The sequence below is a fragment of the Patulibacter americanus DSM 16676 genome, assembly GCF_000420025.1.
In the GTDB taxonomy this organism is placed as follows: Bacteria; Actinomycetota; Thermoleophilia; order Solirubrobacterales; family Solirubrobacteraceae; genus Patulibacter; species Patulibacter americanus.
In genome coordinates this window covers 676120-698216 of the sequence record NZ_ATUD01000001.1, presented here as the reverse complement: position 1 = coordinate 698216, position 22097 = coordinate 676120, and the positions used below count along the sequence as shown (strand labels likewise).

The 22097-nt window shown below is 71.3% G+C and carries 19 protein-coding genes; 10 read left to right on the top strand and 9 right to left on the bottom strand.

Translation table 11 applies throughout. The features are described from left to right. Window positions 1–8 precede the first annotated feature (8 nt). Complete coding sequence (locus F593_RS22140; RefSeq protein ID WP_022927345.1) at window positions 9–1367, bottom strand: uracil-xanthine permease family protein; 1359 nt, start codon at window positions 1365–1367, stop codon at window positions 9–11. Window positions 1368–1661: 294 nt separating this feature from the next. Here F593_RS22140 and F593_RS22135 point away from each other — a divergent pair, with 294 nt between their 5' ends. Genes F593_RS22135 through F593_RS0103325 form a run of 4 tightly spaced genes read left to right on the top strand, consistent with a single transcriptional unit; the run spans window position 1662 to window position 6316 of the window. After that, a complete protein-coding gene (locus tag F593_RS22135) occupies window positions 1662–2828 on the top strand; it encodes a saccharopine dehydrogenase family protein (protein WP_033205779.1) in 1167 nt (388 codons plus the stop codon). Beyond that, window positions 2825–4354 (top strand): NAD(P)-binding domain-containing protein, encoded by a 1530-nt coding sequence (locus F593_RS27375; protein WP_022927343.1) that lies wholly within the window; start codon window positions 2825–2827, stop codon window positions 4352–4354. The genes F593_RS22135 and F593_RS27375 overlap by 4 nt, the downstream gene beginning before the upstream one ends. Further along, window positions 4351–5319 (top strand): SDR family oxidoreductase, encoded by a 969-nt coding sequence (locus F593_RS22130; RefSeq protein WP_022927342.1) that lies wholly within the window; start codon window positions 4351–4353, stop codon window positions 5317–5319. Before F593_RS27375 ends, F593_RS22130 begins: the two co-directional genes overlap by 4 nt. Next, window positions 5312–6316, top strand: a complete 1005-nt coding sequence (locus F593_RS0103325) for an NAD-dependent epimerase/dehydratase family protein (protein WP_245540767.1) — start codon at window positions 5312–5314, stop codon at window positions 6314–6316. Before F593_RS22130 ends, F593_RS0103325 begins: the two co-directional genes overlap by 8 nt. Window positions 6317–6620: 304 nt before the next feature. Here F593_RS0103325 and F593_RS0103320 read toward each other — a convergent pair whose 3' ends face one another. The 5 genes from F593_RS0103320 to F593_RS0103295 form a co-directional block, all read right to left on the bottom strand. Further along, window positions 6621–6824, bottom strand: coding sequence for a hypothetical protein (locus tag F593_RS0103320; protein WP_157251523.1), 204 nt, complete (start codon window positions 6822–6824; stop codon window positions 6621–6623). 49 nt (window positions 6825–6873) lie between these two features. Then, entirely contained in the window at window positions 6874–7071 is a 198-nt protein-coding gene (locus F593_RS0103315; RefSeq protein ID WP_022927339.1) for a hypothetical protein, read from the bottom strand. Beyond that, a complete protein-coding gene (locus F593_RS29700; RefSeq protein WP_022927338.1) occupies window positions 7068–7241 on the bottom strand; it encodes a hypothetical protein in 174 nt (57 codons plus the stop codon). Before F593_RS29700 ends, F593_RS0103315 begins: the two co-directional genes overlap by 4 nt. Before the next feature lie 946 nt (window positions 7242–8187). Further along, on the bottom strand, window positions 8188–8391 hold the full coding sequence (locus tag F593_RS0103300) for a hypothetical protein (RefSeq protein ID WP_022927336.1): 204 nt from the start codon (window positions 8389–8391) through the stop codon (window positions 8188–8190). 552 nt (window positions 8392–8943) lie between these two features. Continuing rightward, window positions 8944–12924: a DNRLRE domain-containing protein gene (locus tag F593_RS0103295; RefSeq protein ID WP_245540774.1), complete on the bottom strand. Its 3981-nt coding sequence runs from the start codon at window positions 12922–12924 to the stop codon at window positions 8944–8946. Between the two features lie 1024 nt (window positions 12925–13948). Here F593_RS0103295 and F593_RS0103285 point away from each other — a divergent pair. Continuing rightward, entirely contained in the window at window positions 13949–14164 is a 216-nt protein-coding gene (locus F593_RS0103285) for a hypothetical protein (RefSeq protein ID WP_022927333.1), read from the top strand. 207 nt (window positions 14165–14371) lie between these two features. Next, the gene (locus F593_RS27720) at window positions 14372–15829 is read left to right on the top strand and encodes a PLL family lectin (protein ID WP_157251521.1); all 1458 of its coding nucleotides are present in this window, start codon (window positions 14372–14374) and stop codon (window positions 15827–15829) included. Window positions 15830–16315: 486 nt separating this feature from the next. Here the strand turns inward: F593_RS27720 and F593_RS0103275 are convergent, their stop codons facing one another. Continuing rightward, window positions 16316–16552, bottom strand: coding sequence for a hypothetical protein (locus tag F593_RS0103275; protein WP_028721384.1), 237 nt, complete (start codon window positions 16550–16552; stop codon window positions 16316–16318). Window positions 16553–16645: 93 nt separating this feature from the next. Beyond that, the gene (locus tag F593_RS22120) at window positions 16646–17284 is read right to left on the bottom strand and encodes an MFS transporter (protein WP_245540766.1); all 639 of its coding nucleotides are present in this window, start codon (window positions 17282–17284) and stop codon (window positions 16646–16648) included. 143 nt (window positions 17285–17427) lie between these two features. Between F593_RS22120 and F593_RS0103260 the strand changes: the two genes are divergently transcribed. Next, the gene (locus F593_RS0103260) at window positions 17428–18021 is read left to right on the top strand and encodes a cysteine hydrolase family protein (protein ID WP_022927331.1); all 594 of its coding nucleotides are present in this window, start codon (window positions 17428–17430) and stop codon (window positions 18019–18021) included. 48 nt (window positions 18022–18069) lie between these two features. Here F593_RS0103260 and F593_RS22115 read toward each other — a convergent pair whose 3' ends face one another. Beyond that, a complete protein-coding gene (locus F593_RS22115; protein WP_169449143.1) occupies window positions 18070–19074 on the bottom strand; it encodes a D-alanyl-D-alanine carboxypeptidase family protein in 1005 nt (334 codons plus the stop codon). A 140-nt stretch (window positions 19075–19214) separates the two neighbouring features. Here F593_RS22115 and F593_RS0103250 point away from each other — a divergent pair, with 140 nt between their 5' ends. The 3 genes from F593_RS0103250 to F593_RS0103240 all read left to right on the top strand — a co-directional run bounded on the left by F593_RS0103250 (window position 19215) and on the right by F593_RS0103240 (window position 22092). Continuing rightward, window positions 19215–20174 (top strand): pyridoxal-phosphate dependent enzyme, encoded by a 960-nt coding sequence (locus F593_RS0103250; protein WP_022927329.1) that lies wholly within the window; start codon window positions 19215–19217, stop codon window positions 20172–20174. 138 nt (window positions 20175–20312) lie between these two features. Then, entirely contained in the window at window positions 20313–20945 is a 633-nt protein-coding gene (locus F593_RS22110) for a cupin domain-containing protein (protein WP_157251516.1), read from the top strand. Window positions 20946–20967: 22 nt separating this feature from the next. Beyond that, the gene (locus F593_RS0103240; RefSeq protein WP_022927327.1) at window positions 20968–22092 is read left to right on the top strand and encodes an ABC transporter substrate-binding protein; all 1125 of its coding nucleotides are present in this window, start codon (window positions 20968–20970) and stop codon (window positions 22090–22092) included. The last annotated feature ends 5 nt before the right edge of the window (window positions 22093–22097 follow it).

The window sequence follows — 22097 nt, the reverse complement described above, 5'->3', positions numbered from 1 at the left end:
GCCAGGGGTCAGCCCCGCTCGCCGGCCCCGTCCCGGATGACCGTCCCGGGCCCCGCCGAGTCCGCCGGGGCCACCGGCGGCAGGCCGCGGGCGGGCGGGATGCTGTCGTCGTGCTGGACCGTCTTCAGCACGCGGTAGGTGACGATCGCGGCGACGGTGCCCAGGGCGATGCCCGCGAAGGAGTAGTCGCCCCAGTTCAGGGTGTAGTTGCCGGCGCCGACGATGATCGCCACCGCGGCGGTGATGAGGTTGACCGGGTCGCGGAAGTCGACCTGGGCGTCGATCCAGACGCGGGCGCCGAGGACGGCGATCAGGCCGAAGAGCACGGTGACCGCGCCGCCGAGGACGCCGACCGGGATCGCGGCGATGACCGCGCCGAACTTCGGCAGCAGGCCCAGGGCGATCGCGGCGAGGCCCGCGATGACGTAGGCCAGCGTGGAGTACACGCGCGTCAGGCCCATCACGCCGATGTTCTCGCCGTACGTCGTGGTCGCCGAACCGCCGAAGAAGCCCGAGACCATGGTCGCGGCACCGTCGCCCATGAAGGAGCGGCCGATGTCGCCGTCCATGTCCTGCTCCGTCATCGCGCCGACGGTCTTGACGTGGCCCGCGTTCTCCGCGAGCAGCACGAGCACCACGGCGGGGACGATCAGGAGGATCGCGCGCCACTGGAACTCGGGGGTGGCGAAGTCGGGGAACCCGAACCAGGCGGCGTCGTGCACGCCGGACCAGTCGACCTTGCCGAGGACCGCGGCGAACACGTAGCCGACGACGACGCCGAGGAACACGGAGAGGCTCGACACGAACCCGCGGAACGCCACGCCGATCAGGACGATCGCGACGAGGGTGACCAGGGCGATCCCGGCCTGCTGGCTGAACTGGTCCTTCGCCACGGGGGCGAGGTTCAGGCCGATGAGCGCGACGATCGCGCCCGTCACGACCGGGGGCAGCAGCCACTCAAGCGGCTTCGTCCCGACGCGATCGACGAGCAGGCCGATGAGGAAGACCACGACGCCCGCGACGAAGATGCCGCCGAGCGCGACGGGCAGGCCGCCGTCGGCCTTCGCGGCGATGACCGGGGCGATGAACGCGAAGCTCGAGCCCGTGTAGGAGGGCACGCGGTTGCGGGTCAGCAGGATGAACAGCAGCGTCCCGATGCCCGAGAAGAAGATCGTCGTCGAGACGGGGAACCCGGTCAGGACGGGCACGAGCGCGGTCGAGCCGAACATCGCCAGCACGTGCTGCAAGCCCAGCCCGAGCATGTTGGGCGTGTGGAGCCGCTCGTCTGGTCGAACGACCTCGCCGCGGGCGACGGAGCGACCGTCCCCGTGCAGCTTCCACGTCCTGCTGATGAACGACCCGGCCATGCGTGCTCCCCGTGCTTCGTTTGGATTCGGGGGCATGGTGACGGACGGGGGCGACGGAGCGAGGTGCGCGGCGCCGCCCCGCGCCGTGTGCGCCGGGCGGAGGACCGACGAGAAGCGCGGAGCGTCACGCGCGCCGCGCCGGTCCCGTCGTCCGGCGGTGCGGAGGGGCGGGCCCCCCGACCGTCCAGGGTCGGTGGATCGGGTCCACTTCGATCCTTCCGGCCTGTGGGACTTCCACAATGCGGGCGTACGGGCCGAACGTAGGCTGGCCGCCATGTGCGCCGGGACGGACCGATGACCTCGACCACCACGCCGACGGTCGTGGTCTACGGCGCCACGGGCTACACCGGACGCCTCGTCGCGGCGGAGCTCGTGGGCCGCGGCGTGCCCGTCGTCCTCGCGGGGCGCAACGCAGAACGGCTGCGGATCGTGGCGGACGGGCTCCCGACCGGGGCGGCCGAGGTCGCCGTCGCGTCGCTGGACGACGACGCCGCGCTCCTGGGTGCGGTCCGCCGCGGGCAGGTCGTCGCGAACTGTGCGGGACCGTTCGTCCGCACGGGCGACCCCGTCCTGCGCGCGGCGATCGCCGCGCGCGTCCACTACCTCGACACGACGGGCGAGCAGGACTGGATCCGCCGCACGTTCGAGGTGCACGACACCGCGCTGCGCGGCGCGGGCGTCGCCGCGGTGGCGGGAGCCGCCTTCGACTACCTGCCCGGCGACCTGCTCGCCCACCTCGTCGGCGCGCCCCTCGCGCCCCTGGAGCGCCTGAGCGTCGCCTACCACGTGGTCGGCTTCGGGATGACACGCGGCACGCAGCGCTCCGCGCTCGAGATGCTCGACGGCCGCGACGTCGCCTACGAGGAGGGGCGCTGGGCGTCGGGCGGCGACCGGCCGCGGCGGGCGAGCGTCGTCTTCCCCGCGCCTGTGGGCCGGCAGACCGTCGCGCGCTACCCCGCGGGTGAGGTCGTGATGGTGCCCCGCCACGTGGAGACCCGCCGGGTCGACGCGCGGATCTCCACCGTCTCGGTCGTCCCGCCCGTCGCCGCGCGGGCACTCCCCGCGCTGCAGCCGCTGCTCGAGCGGATCCTCCGCACGCCCGTCAAGGGTCTCCTGGACCGGGCGATCGACCGCCTGCCCGAGGGCCCGCCGGAGGACGAGCGCCGCGCCGCGCGCTGGACCGTCGCGGTCACCGCCGAGGCCGTCGACGGGCGTACCGCCAGCGGCGTCGTTCGCGGGCCCGACATCTACGGGCTCACGGCGCGGCTGATCGCCGACGGCGCCCTCGCGCTGGCCGACCCGTCCTTCGCCGGCCGGGGCGCGCTCGCGCCGGCCCAGGCGTTCGACCCCGCATCGACCCTGGACGGCCTCGCGGACTTCGGCGTGACCTACACCGTCGATCCGCCCCGCGGCGGGAGCGGCGCCCGATCGGCCGCGACCAGGACGGAGGCGGGCCGATGAGCGCGCGCGACGAGGCGACGCCCGGCGCCGACGCACGCCCGGGGACCGCCACCGGATCGGGGACGGGAGCGCGCCCCGGCACCGGCACGCGGCCGGTCGCCGCCTCGCCGGCGGACCCCACGATCCCCGACCGCGTCTGCGTCATCGGCGCCGGCTCCTCCGGCATCGCGGCCTGTCAGGTCCTCGGCGCCCAGGGCCTCGAGTACGACTGCTTCGAGAAGGGCTCGCAGGTCGGCGGGAACTGGCGCTATCGCAACGACAACGGCCAGTCGGCCGCCTACCGGTCGCTGCACATCAACACGTCGCGACGGCTGATGGAGTTCGCGGCGTACCCCATGCCGGAGTCGTTGCCCGACTTCCCGTCCCACTTCCAGATCGCGCAGTACTTCGACGACTTCGTGGAGCACTTCGGGTTCCGCGACCGCATCCGCTTCCGCACCGAGGTCCTGCGGGTCGTCCCGGGGGAGGACGGCGCGTGGGAGGTCACGGTGCGCGACGCCGACATGGGCGACGAGGGCGAGCTCATGACGCACCGCTACCGCGCGGTGATCGTCGCCAACGGGCACCACTGGGACCCCCGCTGGCCCGAGCCGGGGTTTCCGGGTGAGGACGCGTTCGCGGGCGAGCGGATGCATGCCCACGCCTACGACACCCCCGACGTGCTCGAGGGCAAGCGCGTGCTCGTGCTGGGGATCGGCAACTCCGCGACGGACATCGCGGTCGAGGCCTCGCGCATCGCCGACGCCACGTTCCTCGCGATGCGGCGCGGCGCCTACGTCATCCCGAAGTACGTGTTCGGCAAGCCGCTCGACGAGGTCCAGGCGCGTATCGCCGGCAGGATCCCCGTCCCGCTGCCGATCCAGCGCACGAGCGCCGCGGCCATGCTGCGCCTGAGCACGGGCCGGATGACGGACTACGGCCTGCCGGAGCCCGACCACCGGCTGCTCTCGGCGCACCCCACGATCTCGTCCGAGCTGCTCGGGCGGATCGGCCACGGCGACATCGCGATCAAGCCGAACATCGAGGCGTTCACGGGGGGTCGCACGGTGCGGTTCTCGGACGGCAGCGAGGAGGAGATCGACCTCGTCGTGTACTGCACGGGCTACCGGATCCGGTTCCCGTTCCTCGCGGAGGACCTCGTCCCGACCGCCGACAACCACGTCCCCCTCTACCGCCGCGTGGTGCCGCCGGACCTGCCGGGCCTGTTCTTCGTCGGGCTCGTCCAGCCGCTCGGCGCGGTGATGCCGCTGGCCGAGGCGCAGTCCGAGTGGATCGCCGACCTGCTCAACGGCGAGACGGTCCTGCCGCCCCCCGACGCGATGCGCGCGGCGATCGCGGAGGAGGAGGGCGAGATGCGCCGCCGCTACGTCGCGTCGAAGCGCCACACGATCCAGGTCGACTTCCACGACTACCTGCGGCTGCTGCGGCGCGAACGGCGGCGCACGGAGGGCGATCCGGTCGTCGCGCGCAGGCGCGGCGGGCTCGTCGGCCGGGTGCGCGAGCTCGTCGGCGGCGGCGCCTCGTGAGCGCCCCGGACCCCTTCGCCCCGCGGGGACGGGGGAGCGGCCGCTACGGGCCGCCGACCGCGGGCACGGCGGTCGTCACGGGCGCCGGCAACGGGCTGGGGGCCGAGATCGCGGGCCTGCTGGCGCGGCGCGGCCTGCGGGTCGTCGCCGCCGACATCGACGTCGCGGCGGCCGAGCGCACCGCGGCGCGGATCGGCGGCGTGGCGCGCGCGCTCGACGTCGCCGACCTGCAGGCCTGCCGCGACCTGGCGGCCGAGCACGACGACCTGGCCGTGTGGGTGAACAACGCGGGCGTCCTTTCGACGGGCCCCGGGTGGGCGATGGACGAGGCGACCCGCCGCCGGCTCTTCGACGTCAACGTCCACGGGCTCATGAACGGCACGACGGCCGCGCTCGAGGTCTTCCGACCGCGGCGGTCCGGGCACGTCGTCAACGTCGTCTCGCTCGCGGGCCTCGTGCCCGCGCCGGGCGAGACGGTCTACGGCGCCACGAAGCACGCGGCGCTCGGGTTCTCCGTCGGCACCCAGCTCGACCTCGTCGCCCGCGGCGAGCGCGAGGTCAAGATCAGCGCGCTCTGCCCCGACGGCATCTGGACCCCGATGCTCTTCGACCGCATCGACGACCCGGAGGCGTGGCCGTCGTGGTCCGGCACGATGCTCCAGCCGGCGCAGGTGGCCGCGGCCGCCGTCGCGCTGCTGGACCGGCCGCGAGCGGTGCGGGCGATCCCGGGCCGACGCGGCCTGGCGGCCCGCTTCTACGCGGCCACCCCCGACCTCTCCGCGCGGGGGCTCCCGTTCATCGTGCGGATGGCGCGCCGCCGGCAGCGGGCGTGGGGGAAGAAGCACGCGGGCGCGGCGCGGCCGGCGGGCGGGCCGGCGGCCGGCTCCACGGGCGGCGGCTCCGCGGGCGACGCACCCCCGGCCATCCCCACGGGCGACACGTCCCATGGCGACGACCGTGGCTGACCAGCGCGGGGAGACCGACCCGGTCGGCCGCGTCCTCATCACCGGTGCCCTCGGGTTCATCGGCCGCGCCGTCGGCGACCGCTTGCGGGCCGAGGGGGTCGACGTGCGGGGCGTCGACCGGCTCGCGGTGCCGGAGCTCGGGGTCGTCGCGGGCGACACCACGGATCCCGCGGGCTGGGCCCTGCACGCGCAAGGCTGCGACGCGATCGTCCACACCGCGGCGGTCGTCTCGAACGCGGTGGACGCTGACGAGCAGTGGCGGATCAACGTGCTCGGCACCCGGCGCGTGATCGAGACCGCCCGCGACGCGGGGGTGCGTCGCGTCGTGCACCTCTCCTCGATCCGGGCGTTCTCCGACGTCGACTTCCCCGACGGCGTGACCGAGGACCACCCCGTCCGTCCCGACGGCAACCCCTACGTCGACACGAAGATCGCCAGCGAGCACGTGGCGCTGCAGGCGCACGCCGCGGGTGAGGTCGAGTCCGTGGTCGTGCGCCCCGGCGACGTCTACGGTCCCGGTTCGCGCCCTTGGGTGCTGCTGCCGCTCGAGGCGATGAAGGCCCGCCAGTTCCTCCTGCCGGCGATGGGCCGCGGGATCCACAGCCCGGTCCACGTCGACGACCTCGTCGCGGGCGTCCTGCTCGCGCTCCGCCACCGGGAGGCCGCCGGCGAGGTCTTCACGCTCGCGGGTCCGTGCGGCGTGCGCTGCGACGACTACTTCGGCCGCCTGCACCGCATGCTCGGCCGCCACGGTCGCCCCCTCGTCCTGCCGACCCCCGCCGCGATCGCCCTCGCCGCGGCGGCCGACCGCGCCAACCGCGCCCGCGGCCGCCGCAACGAGGTCAACGCGATCTCGATGCGCTACCTCGCCCGCACCGGCACCTACTCCATCGCGAAGGCCCGCCGGGTGCTCGGGTACGCCCCGGCGGTCGAGCTCGACGAGGGGATGCGCGGGGTCGAGGCGTGGCTGCGGGCCGAGGGGTCCCTGCCGGGCTGAGGGTCCGAGCGCGCCGCGGGCGGCATGCCGGGGCGCTCGGTCGCGGTCACCTCGTGTCAAAACCCGCGGACGGCACCGTGGATGAGCCGTTGATTGTGGGCACGGGTTCTGCGTCTGTCGACCGGCCGTAGCGTCCGCGTCCGATGGGCCGTCCACCGGTTCGTGTGAGAAACGACCGTTTGTGAGCCTCCGCGCGGGGGCGGCGGTCGCGTGCGGCGTGATGTGGCTATGCCGAGCCGCTCGCCGGAGGGCGCCTCTCTAGAGGCACGGTCGCCGTCCGAGGCCCATGTAGGTCGGCGGTCCGTCAGGTTGCGGAGAGCACGATGAAGAGGACGCCGGCCGCTGCCAAGACGACACCGGTGACACGAGCTGCCGCCGCCGACTTCGGGGCGTACCCCTGACCGGTGCCACCGGTCTTCCTGTTTTTCCGGGCGACGGTTTCGCCCCCCTGGGGGGTGATCGCGAACAAGCCCATCGCGAGGAACAATGCACCCATTACAAAACCCATCTTGATCTCCGACTGTTCGGTGGACTGGTCTTAGAGCCGCGTCGAGTCCCTAAGTGACGACGAACGCGACGCCGATGAGCAGGGTGAAGATCCCGGCGAGCTGGTTGCCGCGAACGCTCGTCGGGCGGAATCCGCCCACGCCGCTGGGCTTGTGGTCCCGGTTGTTCCTGGCTGACCGGGCCGCTCCGACGGGGCTGATGACGAAGAGGCCCAGAATGATCAGTGCGACGCCGACGACCGTGCTCACCGTTGGGTTCCCGGGTCGTCTGCCCGCTCGTCGCGCAGGTGGTCAACGCCCTTCTTGACGCCGCGCCCGCCGGCCCGAACGACGACGACGACTCCGGTGATCAGGAGCGCGAGGATCACGACGATGATGATCAGCGCGGGAGCGCCGGTGACGGTGACAGCGATGGGCATGGTGCTCCGGAGATGCAGGGACGGTCGCTCGCACAGGCGAAGCAGCGGCAGCGTACACCGCTACCGAGATCAGGGTCCGTTGTGATGCTGGCCTCGTGTGATGAGTTGCTGCGTCAGAAGATCTCGGGCGCAAGGGCTACGACCCCGCCGGCGAAGGTGACTGCTCCCGCGAAGCGCGCGACCCACTGCGGTTGGGCGCCTGGCTTTCGCGACCACTGCCCCCGGCTCGCCCAATCAGCGAATCCCCGGTAGTTGAACATGAGGCTGGTGCCAACGACGAGGAGCAGAAGGCCGATAAGGATGAGCACGGGCTCAACGTACACGCCGGCAGGCATCATCTACGGATAGTGCCGGGAGTCACGACCGGTCCCCTTTGCGACACGACGGCGTCGCGCTCGAGCCTTGGTGGAAAGGGGCGTCTTTCAGGGCGTTTCGGGCACAACACTGCAGGGCTGATTTACGAGTCCCGTACTGTCCTCGCGATGGAACGGGAAACGAAGAGCGAACGCTGGGCACGAATAATCGATAAGGCGTTGTTCGGCCGTTGGGCTTGGTCGTTGCTCGGCATCGTCCTCGTGCTCGGACTGCTCAAATACCTCCTGACGTAGCGGCCTGCGCGGCCGTCTGTGCGCCGCCGGCGTGGCACTCCGTCCGATGGGCGGTCGGGTCGCTAACGACCGTTTGTGCGCTAATCCCCGAGGTTTGGGCCCCGCTCGAGGGCGGCTGGGACGCACGGAACTGGCGCCCGTGGTGAAGCGGCCGTGGCCGGCCAGTTGCCGTCTGCGGTGGATCGCAGGGGGAAAACCTCCCGGTAGACACGGCACGGCGGCCACGATCACGGGCTGCTCAAACCCGCGTCTCCGTTGACCGGCCAGCTCGGGCGGGCGCCGTGGTCACGCGACCAGGGTCCGAGGCCCGAGCCGCTGTGGGCCCGAGTCGTGAGCGCCTAGCCGACGATCGCGACGATGCCCGCGATGATCGCGACGACGCCGATCACTCGGCTTATCCAAACCGGCTGCACTTGCTTCACGTGGCCGGAGGCGTCTCGGGCGTTGTTCTCGCTCTTTGAGCCCCAGACCGCGAGTCCGCCGACATTGAACACGAGCGCGAGCCCCACGAGCACGATGACGACGCCGATGACGGTGGACACGAGTCGACCCTACTGCGAGTCCTCAGCGCCAGCTACCAGCACGGGCAGGCCGCGCCACGCCCGTTGAAGGCTATTAACGGACAAGCGCCACTGCGGGCCCAAAACCCATCCCTTTGTGACACTACGACCTCGACGAAGCGTCACAAAGGGACCTTTCTGGGACGGTTTCGAATCCGTCTCTCAAACGCCCGTCTGTGAGCCACCGGTGCGGTACCCCGTCCGATGGGCGATCGGGTCGCTAACGACCGTTTGTGACCGGCCCGTTCGCGCGGCGCTCAGACGGTCGTTTGTGACCGCCCCGCCCTTGCCGTTGAGTGTTGGGCGATAGGGAACCCGGGGCCACGTCATTTTCGACGCCAATGACGTGGCCCGACAATCACGACTGTCGGTGTCTAGCGAGTGTCCAGAAGGTGAGGCCTCCCACGACTCCGGCGATGAGCCCAATGCCCACGCCCTTCGGGGCTGCATCCAGTCCACCAATGGCTACCGTGACCACGACGGCAGCAATCAAGGCACTGAGGAAAAAGGCGACGAAGCGAGGCATCAAGCCACTCATAGTGAAGCGCATGCGGCTCCGGCGGCTCCCGCCCCTGCACCGCCTGCCACCGCGGCGCCGGCTCCGCCGGCGAGAAATCCGACTGCGCCGCTAACTGCTCCACCGACTGCTCCGCAAGCGATAGCCCGCCCCGTCTTCGAAGTCACGGCTCGCCCGATTCGGCCGAATCCTCGCTTGATCGTCTTGATCGGGTTCTGGAAGCCCTCCTTCCAGTTCATGCTCCACGTGCCCAGCGGGTCGATGTAGTTGATGGGGTCACTCCCGACGTACAGGTACGGGTTGGCGTCCTGAAGATCGCCGGGCTGATCCAGCGCGTCCGCGGAGGTCCAGCGGGCGGTCTTGGGGTCGTACCACCGAAGCCCGTTGTGGTAGAGCGTCTGGCTGCCGAGGCGGGTGTAGGCGCCGGTGTAGCCGAAGTCTTCGGGCTTGCCGGAGCTGTCGCGCCAGGTGTTGCCGTCGGGGTCGTAGTCGTACTTTTTCGTCAGGGTGCCGGAGGCGTTGTAGATGCCGATGATCGAGCCGAGGGCGTCCTTGACGTAGTAGCTCCAGTTGCCGGCGGGGTCCTTACGGCCGAGGAGCTCGCCGTCGGGGGCGCGCAGGTACGACGTGGGGGCGTCGTTCGGCGGTGCGTAGCGGCGGCTCTTGCCGAGCAGGTTGCTTTCGACGGAGTGGTCGCCGTCGTCGCGCAGGTCGGCCATGTTCGGGCCCTGGTAGTTGAAGCCGGAGGTCGGGCCGAACTTCAGCTGGTTGCGGACGTTCCAGGTGTAGGCGGCGTCGTTGCCCTGGGCGTCGTAGGTGAACGTCTGGCTGCTGGCGCCGTCGGTCTTCGTGTTGCGGGTCTGGGCGGTGAGCTGGTTGGCGCCGTTGTACGTCGAGGTCGCGGTGTAGGGGGCGATCGTGTTCGCGGCGTTGGCGGCGACGCCGAAGCTCGTGCGGTTGCCGGCCTTGTCGTAGTTGTAGGTCACCTCATCGACGCCGGGGGTGGCGCCGATCCTCAGGGTCTTCAGCCGCGAGGAGCTGTCGTAGGTGTAGCTCGTCGTGGCGCCGCTGTTGACCTGCATCGTCTGCACGAGCGCGCCGGTCTTGGCGTTCCCGAGGTTCGCGTAGGTGTAGTTGCGGCTGACCGCGTTGGTGCCGGTGCCGGTCGTGATCGTCGTCGGCTTGCCGGAGAGGTCCGGCGCCTCGTCGACGTTGACGCCGTTGGGGTACGAGGTCTTGGTGCGCTTGCCGGCGGCGTCGTACTTGAACGTCGTCGCGCCGGCGGGCGGGGTCAGGCACGAGCCGCCGCCCGCGTCGGTCGGGGCGACGTAGCAGGGGCGGTTGAGCTCGTCGTAGCCGTAGCCGGTGATCTCGAAGCCGTCGGCGACCTGCGTCAGGTTTCCGGAGCCGTCGTAGACGTAGGCCGTGGTGCGGTCGGCGGTGAGCGTCTCGCTGGTGCGACGGTTCAGCGCGTCGTAGGCGTAGGTCTCGGTGCCCATGTACGTGTCCGCGGCGGCGGTCTTGTTGCCGTCGGGGTCGTACGTGTAGGTGAGCGTCTTGGCGTCCGGGAACGTCGTCGTCTTGACGCGATCGAGCTTGTCGTAGGTGTAGGTCGTCGTCTTGTTGTTGCCGTCCGTCGCGGACGTGACGCGGCCGAGAGTGTCGTAGTTCAAGGACGTTGCCGCGCGTGCGGCGGGCGGGGCGAACGTCTTTAGAAGGCCCTTGCGGAACCCGCCGTCGGTTGCCAGCCAGTAGGTGTAGGTGCTCTGGCGGTTCTCGCCGTCCTTGGCGGTGGCGATCGTGCCGTCGCCGTTGTAGGTCATCGTCGCCTTCATCTGCGACGCGGCGTCGGTGGCCGCGTCGCGGACGGCGTTGACGTTGCCCTGGGCGTCGTAGCCGAAGAACTGCTGCTGGCCGTCGGGGTTGGTCTGCGACTCCGGCTGGTACTTGTCCGTCAGCGACGAGGTCGGCGTAGGCGGCTTGTAGCCGAACGTGGTCGTCTCGCCCATCGCGCCGCGCGTGGACTCGAGGTTGTTCGTCAGGCCGGTGTAGGTGGCCTCGTTGATCGCCGAGCCACTACCGGTGCCGTCAGTGAACTTCTCGACCTGGCCCTGAGGGGTGTACTTCGTGACCTGCTGGTGGCCCTTGGGGTCGATCGTCAAGACCGCCCGCCCCTGCTTGTCGATGCAGTAGGTCGTCGCGTTGCCGCGCGGGTCCGTCACGACCGTCGACTTCGGCGCGTCGTCGGCCTCGGCGCACCGCGGGTCCTCCTGCTCGTAGCGCAGGCGGGTCGTCGGGCCGGACTCCTCGTCCGCGTTCGTGATGCGGACGTACTCGGTGACGCGGTTGTCGTCGTCGTAGCTGATCTGCGTGACGCGGCCACCGGGCGTGGTGATCTTCTTCAGCCGGCTGGCGGTGTCGTAGGCGTACTTCGTCTGCTTGCCCTCGGGGTCGGTGAAGACCGTCAGGCGGTTGCCGGCGGTGCCGCCGTAGGTGTAGTTCCAGGACCGGCCGGACGGGTCGACGACCTTCGTGATCTGCCCGTTGGTGTTGACCGTGACCGGCAGCTCGCGACCTTGCGTGTCGGTCAGCTTCGACAGCACGCCCGTCCCGGTGTAGGTCAGGTTGATCGTGTTGTTGTTCTTGTCCTTGAGCTGGTCGAGCTTGCCGTCCGTGCGGAAGTGCCACTTCGACTGCGACCGCCGGTACGTCAGGAGGTAGCTGCCGTCCGGGTTGCGCACGAGATCGGCCTCGAGGCGCGCGGCCGGATCGAAGCCGCCGCCGGAGTTCTTGTTGTAGCGGTAGACGGAGCCGTCGCCGAGCTGCAGCGACATCGACCCGTTCGCCAGCGTCGTCAGGCGCACGTCGCCGGACAGGCCGGAGGTGCCGCCGTTGCCGAAGCTGCCGGTCTGGTAGTCCGCCAGCGCGGTGTTGTAGGAGCGCGCCAGGGAGAGTGGCTGGCCGACGCCGGCGATCGAGATGTCCTGCGACGAGAGCAGCAGGTTGCCCGAGCCGACCCCGACGCCCATGGTGGCGCGGTCGTTCAGCGACTCGGTGAGGTAGGTGTCGTCGCGGCGCTGGCCGGCGGAGGGGACGTACCGGACTTGGAGGTACGGGATCTTGTTGGCGAACATCGACCCGCCCGCGTCGATTCCGTCGAGGTTGATGGCGTAGGGAGTGTCGTTGGTCTGTCGGACCATGACGCCATGATTGTCCGACGCGCCGCTAACCCAGCGTTGAACGAGCTGCGTGGGCCGCCAGTACGACCAACCGTCCATTTGTCGTACGTCGCTCGCGGTTGCTGAGGCGCCTGGCACGAAGTCGCCGCCGGGCGTGGTCCAGGGTTGGTTCGAAGCCCGGGCGTTCCACGACGCGCCGACCGGATCCCATGGAGCTGTGGCCTCGTGCATCGTGAGTGTGTGTGGCGTCGACATCGCGGGTTCCGACGCGTACTCCTGATTTGCGTGGATCGCGACCTTGGCATCGAGTACGCGGGCGTCCGCCGGGATCGCAGACAGATCGAACTTCAGGGCAGCCCGAAAGTCGCCCGAAGCGCCCTTGTACACTGGAAGAATTCCTGTTGCAGCGGCAAAGCCGGTGCCATCGGGGCCCGTGGATAGGAGTGCCGCATTGTGACTTGCCGTCGGCACCGTCAGCGTCGGGTCGACGGTGACCGTCTTGCCGTCGCGCAACGCGGTCCTGATCCAGGGGGCGCCGAGGTCCGTCCGCACCCGCCAGCCGTCGCCAGTGCGACGGACGGTGCTGCGAACGGCCTTCGCATTTCTCAGGTCGCCGCCGACCCAGCCGAAGCTCGGGGACAGTTCGATGCTGCGCTTACCGTCGGCCGAGGTGACCGTGGCACCGCCGTTGTCGTGAGACTTCACCGTGGCGCCAGCGGAGACACGGAGGTCGAACTCAAGCCCGGACGTCGCGTTCGGACCCTCCAGCACGGTCGTGTGCCGAAGCCCGCGACCGAGCGCTTCGAGCTCAAAGTCCATCCCTGGCGCAGCGTCCGCGAATGACGCCTCCGACCCTCTGACGGTGGCGGTGCCTTCGAGCTTGAGGGGCCGCAGCGTGGCGGTCAACGCTCCGTCCGTCACCGACGCGGCGCTGTCTTGCAGCTTGGTCGGCAGTTCCGTGGACACGGGGCCCGCGGCCGGCTTCAGGGCTGCGCCATCGCGCTGGAGCGTCGTGTCGATGTGTCGCCACGTCCCCTTGGCGTCTCGGAAGTTGACCGGCGCGCCGTAGATCCGTTCGACGACGGATCCGTCCGACTGGCGGAAGGCGCGGCTCTTGGCCGTCGCGAGTTCGGGGACCTCTTCACCCGTCACGCCTGGCGGCGGGGTGGTAGCGGCGCTGCCGGCCGTCGGGAGGACGGCGATGGCGGAGAGCGCAAGCACGGACCCGAGGGTCAGTGAGCGAACACGGGACAACACGCCGACGCCTGGGGCGTCGGGGACACGACGGGACACACGCACTCCTGCTGGCCGGGGAAGGGGCAGAAGGGCCCGGCGCACGGCGAACCTACATGGGCGGCGTACACAGGGGAACCGCCTCGAGGTCCCGGGTTCTCCTTCCGCTCCCGGCTACTAGGTGTCGCCACCAAGTCGTCGCGGAGCACGAAATAAGCGCGCGTTCGCACAGCCGTCGCGGCTGTGACTGGAGTATTCGTCGACGTCATTCACGGCCCCCCCCTCGGCACATGTGCGACGTCCCAGCGTTCCTACTCGAGGCGCCATCACGGCGGCGGGGGCCGGCCTGTGACGCACCTTGCGGGCGGTCTAGAACCCGTCCCTTTGTGCACTCCAGACCGAGGAGGCGTCACAGACGGACTTTTCTGAGGCGGTTTCGAATCCGTCGCTAAAACGCCCGTCTGTGAGTCACCGGTGCAGAGCCCCCTCCGATACGCGCACGGGTCGATAACGGTCATTTGTGAGCCTCCTGCCTTCGTTAATCCGCGGCCGAGCGCGTGGAGGAGGTCGAGAACGAGGGCAGCAATCTGTCCGTGATGAACACGCTGCGGTGGTCTGGTGGGCCCGGAAAGACGACGACCTGCCCGACGAGGTGCGCAGCGTCATCGCCTTGCATGACCGCGACTGGGTCACCCGCGAAGGGAAGCTCACCCCCGCTCGGGCTCGCCGTCTACCTCGGGTGGATCCGCGAGGCACCGGCGTTGACGTCGCGATCGACCGCGTTCCCGTCCAGGTGCCGGTGCCCGTCGAAGTGCCGATGGACTGAGCGGGCGTAGGTGGGCGCCTCTAGCTCGCCCCGCGCGCTGTACCCACCCGAAGGGGTGGACATACATCGGTTCTTCGCATTTCCTTTCGCCGCCCTTTAGATTGCCGCGGTCGGCGCATCCCGCGCCGGCTGATACCAGGAACAGAAATGCAACTCAGCAGGATGCGGCGAGGCCTTGCGCTCGCCGCCACCGTGGCATCCCTTTGCATGGGAGCCCAGTCGGCGAGCGCCGATGTCGTCGACGACAAGCCCGCCGCCGCCACCGGCTCCGGCCAGACGTACGTCGCGGCCCGAGCGTCGAACGGCGAGACGATGGTCAAGTCTTGGTCGAACGCCACGTGGGGCTGGAGCCCGTGGCAGTCGATCGGGGGCTTCTCCTCATCGGGGCCGTCGGTCAGCATGCGTCCGGACGGGACCACCGACTACTTCGTGCGCGGCGGCGATAACGCGCTTTACCATAAGTTCCGGCGGCCCGACGGGTCCTGGGCCGACTGGAACTATCTCGGCGGCGGGCTGACGTCTGCGCCGTCGGCGGTCGTTCGTAAGGGCACCAACAACATCGATGTGGTCGTCCGCGGCGGCGGCGGCAACATCTACTGGAAGGAGTGGACCCCCTCGACGGGGTGGAGCGACTGGGCCGACCTCGGCGGCTGGTCCCAGGACGCGCCGACGATCGTCTCGACCGTCGACGGCGGCGTCGACATCTTCTACCGCGGCAGCGACAACCAGATCTACGCCAAGATCCTCCGCAACAACAATTGGTCGACCTGGTCCAACTGGTCACCCTTCGGCGGCGGCGCCTGCAGCGCGCCTGCCGCTGAGTCGCCCGCAAACGGTGCCGTGGATGTGTTCTACACCGCTTGTGACGGCAGCATCTACCAGCGCAGCTGGAGCGGCACCGGGTGGTCTGACTGGCTCCGCCATGAAGCGGGCGCGACATCGGCGCCGGCCGCGATCGCGAACGGGAAGTCCGTGACGCTGTACGTTCGCGGCGGGTCCCGGGTGTACTACAACCAGTGGAACGGCCTGAATGCGTGGTCCGGGTTCCAGGACTTTGGTTCCCCCGACGACCCCAACGTCCCTGCCCCGCCGTCGCCGTCACCGGCCAACCCGCCCGTGGCCACCGCAGATGACTTCGGAGTGGTCGATTCCGCGTTCGCGATGGGCGACGAAGCGGTCGAAAACCTCACGGCTCCGGGCGGACTTGCGAGGACGAGGCCGGGCGTCGCAGAGGCCCTTCTCCAGCGCGCGGAAGACACCGACGAGGACGTTGCCCCGGGGCGCGGCCCAGCGGCTCCTCGAGCGGATGGTTCGGTGTGCTGGTCCACGGTGCCGCCGGTCCGCAGGGGCAAGTCGTACAGGCTCCCGAGGTCGAAGAAGAGGGTTTGGATCTACTACGCCCAGGTTGCGACCTCGGGCTGGTGCAGCCGGAACGGCAAGATCGTCGGCGACGGTGGCGCGCGTGACGAAAGTTGGGCTATGGCGACCTATTGCATCAACAGGGTCATCTTGAAGGATGATCGCGTCTCCGACCGCGAACGGGTGATCGGTGTAGACACCCACTTCGGAATCCCGACACCGTTGGGGTGCGCGGGTCTCCGCACTCGTAAGGCGCGCATGTCGATCTTCGAGAACGGAGCGTGGTCTCCCTGGAACGGCGGCTGAGCCGGACTCCACGCAGGGCGCCCGCGGCGCACTGAGGACAACGTGGTGGGCAGGGCGGATGCTCTGCCCACCACGTGCGGGACGGTGGCAGGTAGACCGCCGGTGATCGGACAGGGGGCACTGAGCTCCGAGAGGGGTCGCCGCGCTGCTCGGCCTCCGCGGGGAGCAGGCCTGCCCCCTGCCGTACGCCAGGACTGCACGTCCAAGGCGGTGGGACTCGCCTGATGGCCGCGCCAGTCGCGGCAGGGATGGTAGGCAAGTAGCTAGCAGCTGCGTCGGGCCGCGGGCCCGCAGCGCGCGTGGCGATTACCGCCCACATCGAGGAGAGGGTGGGGGAGGGGCGGAAGCGGATCCCGGGCTCACCCCGTACGCGACCGGCCAGGGCCATGGGGCGCGCACCTCCGGCACGCCAGGACAGCACTGGGAGCTCCGCCCCCAGCCCCCGCACGGCCCGTGCCGAGCAGGAGACGCGGCGCGGCGTCCGGGCTACGCCGCCAGCGCCGCGGCGGCGGTGTCCGGCACGAAGTGCACGAACTCGACTTCCGGCGCCGCCTCGCCACGCTCCTTGGCCTCGCCCGCCAAGTGCCAGCGCACGACCTTCTCCGCCTCGGTGTGCGCCTCGTCGTACGTCGGCGCGCTGCCCGTGAGGCCCTCTACGTCGGGCGACGTGAAGAACCAGCCGAACCCGGCCTCATGGGTGTGAAGGGTGCGAACGGTGTCCATCGGATGCCTCATCTCAGAGTAGGGCCAGGGCGGTCTCGGTGTCCAGGCCCACCTGCTTGCAGAGCACGTTGGCGACGACCCCCGGCGCGATCGTCACGCCGTCGTGGTGCGCGAACACGATCTGCGGCCGACCCGGCGCCCGCACCTCGGCGGGGACGTGTGCGACGGGGGGAACCGCCACAGCACGGCGGCGAGCACGAGCAGCGCGGCGGCGACGGCGGCGAACACGAGGCGCCAGCCGCCGACCTCGGCCAGCAGGCCGCTGAGCGTGCGGGCCAGCAGGATGCCGACCAGGAGGCCGCTCATGACGGTGCCGACGACCTGGCCGCGCTCGTCCTCCGCCGCCAGCGACGCGGCGAGCGGGACGACGATCTGCGCGACCGCCGACGTGACGCCGACGAGGGCGAGCGAAGCCGCCAGCACGGCGAACCCGGGCGCGAGGGCGCTCACGACCTGGCCGAGGGCGGCAAGGACGAGCAGGCCGACGATCAGCCGGCGGCGCTCGAGCAGGTCACCCAGCGGCACGAGCAGCGCGAGCCCGACGACGTAGCCGAGCTGGCTGGCGGTCACGAGCAGGCCGGCGGTGCCGTCGCTGACGCGGAACGCGTTGCCGATCGTGTCGAGCAGCGGCTGGGCGACGTAGAGGCTCGACACCGCGACGCCGCACGTGACCGCGAGCAGGACCACGAGGCGGCGGTCCATGCGGGGAGCTGGTGCGGCGGGACTCGTCACCCGTCAATGGTTGCAGGGTCCGACCTTCTGTCGCCGGAGACCGCGGCGGCCCGGGCGGCGGCCGGCGGCGGTCCCCGGCCCTGCGGGGACGGCCGTCCGTGGCATCCCGATTGCGCGTCGCCCCGAGGGGGAAGTCACCCAGGGTGAGCAGCCGACCCGAAGACGACAACCGCAGCGCCCTGGGCCGCGGCGAGCGCAGCGCGCTGCTCGTCGTCGACATGATCAACAACTACGACCACCCCGACGGCGAGCCGCTGCGTGAGTCGGCGGAATCGGTCGTGCCGGTGGTCTCCGGGCTGATCGAGCGGGCGTACGCCGAGGACGTGCCCGTCATCCACGTCAACGACAACCACGGGCTGTGGGGGTCGCGGCGGGACGAGCTGATCGAGGACGCGCGCCGGCCGGGTCAGGACCACCTCATCGACCCGATGCTCCCGCGCGACGACGCCCCGTTCGTGTTCAAGGCACGCCACTCGATCTTCTACGGCTCGCCGCTGGAGTACCTGCTCGAGTCCGAGGGCATCGGCCGGCTGGTCCTCACGGGCCAGGTGACGGAGCAGTGCATCCTCTATTCCGCGCTCGACGCCTACATCCGCCACTTCCAGATCGTGGTGCCCCGCGACGCGGTGGCGCACATCGACGCCGACCTGGCGAAGGCGTCGCTGCGGATGATGGAGAGCAACATGCGCGCCGAGATCATGGACGCCGCCGACGCGGACCTGCGCGGCGAGGACTGAGCGGGGGCCGGGCGCGTCGCCTGTCCGCCGCGGTGGACGCCCGGGGGCTCAGCGCGCCCGGGTGGGCACGCCGAGCGCGCGGAACCCGGCGTCGAGCAGCGCCTCGGACTGCCGGCCGATGTCCGGGGTGCGCAGCAGCACCACGACGAGCCGGTGGCCGCCGCGCTGCGCGGCGCCCACGAACGTGCGGCCGGCGGCGTCGGTGTAGCCCGTCTTCAGGCCCAAGGTGCCCGGGTAGCCGTCGCGCAGCAGCGGGTTGTGGTTGTGGAGGAAGAGCTTGCGGCCCTTGATGGGAAAGGACCGGACGACGTCGCGGGTGGCGGCGATTTTCGCCAGGCGCGGGCGGTCCAGGACGACGCGGGCCAGGATCGCGAGGTCGGACGCGCAGGACCGGTTCTTCGCGTCGCGCTGACGCTCCACCTCCTCGAACCCGCTGGGCGAGCCGAACCGCGTGCACGTCATCCCCATCGCCTTGGCCTGCGCGTTCATCAGGTCGACGAAGCCCTCGACGCTGCCTCCGACGTGCTCCGCCAGCGCGACCGCGGCGTCGTTGCCCGACGGCAGCAGCAGGGCGTACTGGAGCGCGCTGAGCGGGACCCGCTTGTAGAGCGGCAGCAGGCCGACGCGCGACCCCTGCGCCGCCACGGCGCGCCGGCTGATGCGCACGCGGTCCGTGGGCTTCGTGCGCACGTCGACGATCAGCGCCGTCATGAGCTTCGTGACGCTCGCGATCGGCAGGTCGCGGTTGGCGCTCTTGGCCCACAGCACGGCGCCCGTGTCGAGGTCGGCCACGAGCCCGGCCCGCGGGTGCTTCGTCAGGGGATCGCGGAACGCGCGGGCGGCCTCCGGTGTGGGCTTGAGCCGCAGCGGGATCTGGATGGCGGCGGGGGCCTGCGTGCCGTTGTAGCCCTGCAGGGGCGTGCGGGCCGCGGCCGAGATCTGCGCCGCGCCGGCGTCGCCCGACGCCGACCCGCCCGTCGCGACGCCGCCGCCGCAGGCGGAGAGGACCGCGCTCAGGACAAGCGCGGCGAGGAGGAGGGCCACACGCCTCACGCGGCACAGCATGCCGCATCGCGCGCCGGCCGGCCGCACGTGCAGCACGGCACCCGGGAACGGCGCCTGGTCGAGCCGAGCGGGCCCACGGCGACGACCGCTCGGTGGGGTTCCGGCGGGCCACGGATAGGCTCCTCCGCATGGCGCGCACCGTGGACCTCGGCCTCTGGCGGACCCCGGTCGAGCCCGTGCCCCGGCTCTCCGCCGCCGTCGGGCTCGATCCGGACGACCTGTGGGTCAAGCGCGACGACTGGCTCGGGCACGGCGGGGGCGGCAACAAGCTGCGCAAGCTCGCGCACCTGCTCGGCGTCGCGGTGGCCGACGGCGCGGACACCGTCGTCACGACGGGCGCGGCCCAGAGCAACCACGCGCGGCTGACGGCCGCCGCGGCCCGGCGGCTCGGCCTCGACGTCGTGCTCGTGCTGCACGGGGACGGGCCGGGCGAGGCCACCGGCAACCTCGCCCTCGACGCGCTGTTCGGCGCCGAGGTCGTGTGGGCGGGGGCGGGCGGCGACGAGGTGCTCGCCGCCCGGGCGGGCGAGGTGGCCGCCGAGCGCGAGCGCGGCGGGGCGACGGTGTCCGTGATCCCGTTCGGCGGTTCGGACGGCGTGGGCGCTCGCGGCTACGTCGAGTGCGCCGCGGAGCTCGCCGAGCAGGTGCCCGACGCGCGCCACGTCGTCGTCGCCGTGGGCTCCGGCGGCACGATGGCGGGCCTCGTGACCGGGCTCGGCCCCGAGCGCGTGCTCGGCGTCGACACGGGGGCCGTCCCCGACCCCGTCGCCCGGGTGGCCCGCCTCGTGGCCGCCACCGCCACCGGCCGCACGGTGCGTGAGGACGAGGTCCGCGTCCGCGAGGACGTCGCGGGTGAGGGCTACGGCGTGCTCTCCGCCGCCGGCCGCGAGGCGATGATCCTGGCCGGCCGCCACGCGGGAATCGTCCTCGACCCCGTCTACACCGCGACGGCGTTCGCGGGCCTGCTCGCCGGGGTGCGCGACGGCGCGATCGTGCCGGGCGACCGGACGGTGTTCGTGCACACGGGCGGCCTGCCCGGCCTGTTCGGGCACCCCGTCGCGGCCGAGCTCGCCGCGACGCTGGGCTGAGCCGCCCGCCCCCGGGGCCGCGTCGCTGGCCCCGGGCCGCGTCGCCGGCGCGCTCTCCTCACGTGGGGTGCCACGCCTCGCCAGCAACCCGCCATCGGGGGGTTGTCGTGTGCTCTCCGTCACTGTACGTTGCGTTCTGTGTCAGCGAACGATGTGATCGCTCCAGGCGACGAGCCTGTTCGGCGAGCGGAGGGCGGGCCGACGGAGGCCGAGGAGCAGGCGGGCCGCGAGGCCCTCGGCGAACGTCTCCGCGGGTTCCGTCAGATGCGGCGCACGTCGCTGCGGGCGACGGCCGGCCTGGCCGGGATCTCGCCGGGGTTCCTCAGCGAGCTCGAGCGGGGGCGTGCCAACGCGAGCATCGGCACGCTGCGCCGGATCGCCGACGCCCTCGGCCTCGCGGTCGCGGACCTCTTCAGCGAGGACCGCCCCGTCGAGCCGACGGTCGTGCGCCGCGACGCCCGGCCGGAGATCCCGGCCGCCGGCGGCTCGCGCAAGTACCTGCTCTCGCAGCGGCCGCTGCGCCACTTCGAGGCCTACGCCGGCGAGTTCGACCCCGGCGCCACCACGGGCGACGAGGCCTACGTGCACGGCGACGCGCAGGAGCTGTTCCTCGTGATCTCCGGGTCCGTGCGGGTCGAGCTCGACGGGGCGGGCCACGACCTGCAGGCCGGAGACAGCATCGAGTACTCGACCACGGTGCCCCACCGCGTGGTGAACACGAGCGACGAGCTGGCCGAGGTCCTCTGGCTCATCTCGCCCCCGACGACCTAGCCCCCAGCCCGGTGATCCCCTCATGAGCAGACTCCCCTCGACCATCCGGCGGCGCCTCGGCCTCGCGGCGCTCGCCGCCGGCGCGCTCGCCCTCGGCGGCTGTGCCGGCCAGGGCCCGCCGCCGAACATCGACCTCGGTGCCGGCCCGGCCCGCGCCGGCACGGTCAAGCCCGACGCGCTGAAGGACGTCGCGATGACGTTCACGTCCTACGGCGGCGCGTTCCAGACGGGCCAGATGCAGGGCATCGTCAAGCCGTTCGGCAAGCTCTCCGGCGCGCGCATCCTCGAGGACGGCCCGACGGAGTACGCCAAGATCCGCGCGCAGGTCGAGGCGGACTTCGTCACCTGGGACGTCGTCGACACCGACGCGGTCTGGTCCGACGGGCAGTGCGGCAAGCTCCTGATGCCGCTGGACTACTCGATCATCGACGCGAGCAAGGTCCCCGAGGGCCAGGCGACCCGGTGCTCCGTACCGGCGATGAACTACGCCACCGTCCTCACGTACGACAAGACGAAGTTCGGCGGCCGCACCCCGCAGGGGTGGAAGGACTTCTACGACGTGCAGCGGTTCCCCGGCAAGCGGGCCATGTTCGGCGGCGCCGGCGACGCGGCCCCGGGCGACCTCGAGGGCGCGCTCATCGCCGACGGCGTGGCGCCGGAGGACCTCTATCCCCTCGACGTCGACCGCGCCCTGCGCAAGCTCGACACGATCCGGAAGCACCTCGTGTTCTGGGAGACGGGGGCCCGCTCGCAGCAGATGCTCGAGTCCGGCGAGGTCGTCATGGCCACCGTGTGGTCCGGACGCGCCTACGCCGCGGTGAAGAACGGCGCGAAGTTCGAGCCGGTGTGGAACCAGTTCGTGCCGCGCCGTGAGGCGCTCGTGGTCCCGAAGGGCGTGCGCAGCCCGAAGGCGTCCATGGCGCTCATCAACTACTACCTGGGCCGCGAGCAGCAGGAGAAGCTCACCGAGCTGACCTCCTACAGCCCGATCCACGTGGACGCCCGCCCCAAGGTCGACCGCCTCCTGCAGTCCTACGTCACCACGACGCCGGAGCGCCAGCGGCAGGCCATCAAGGTCGACAGCGCGTGGTGGGCGGAGAACCAGCCCGCGGTGATCGAGAAGTTCACGGCCTGGTTGGCCGGCTGACCCCG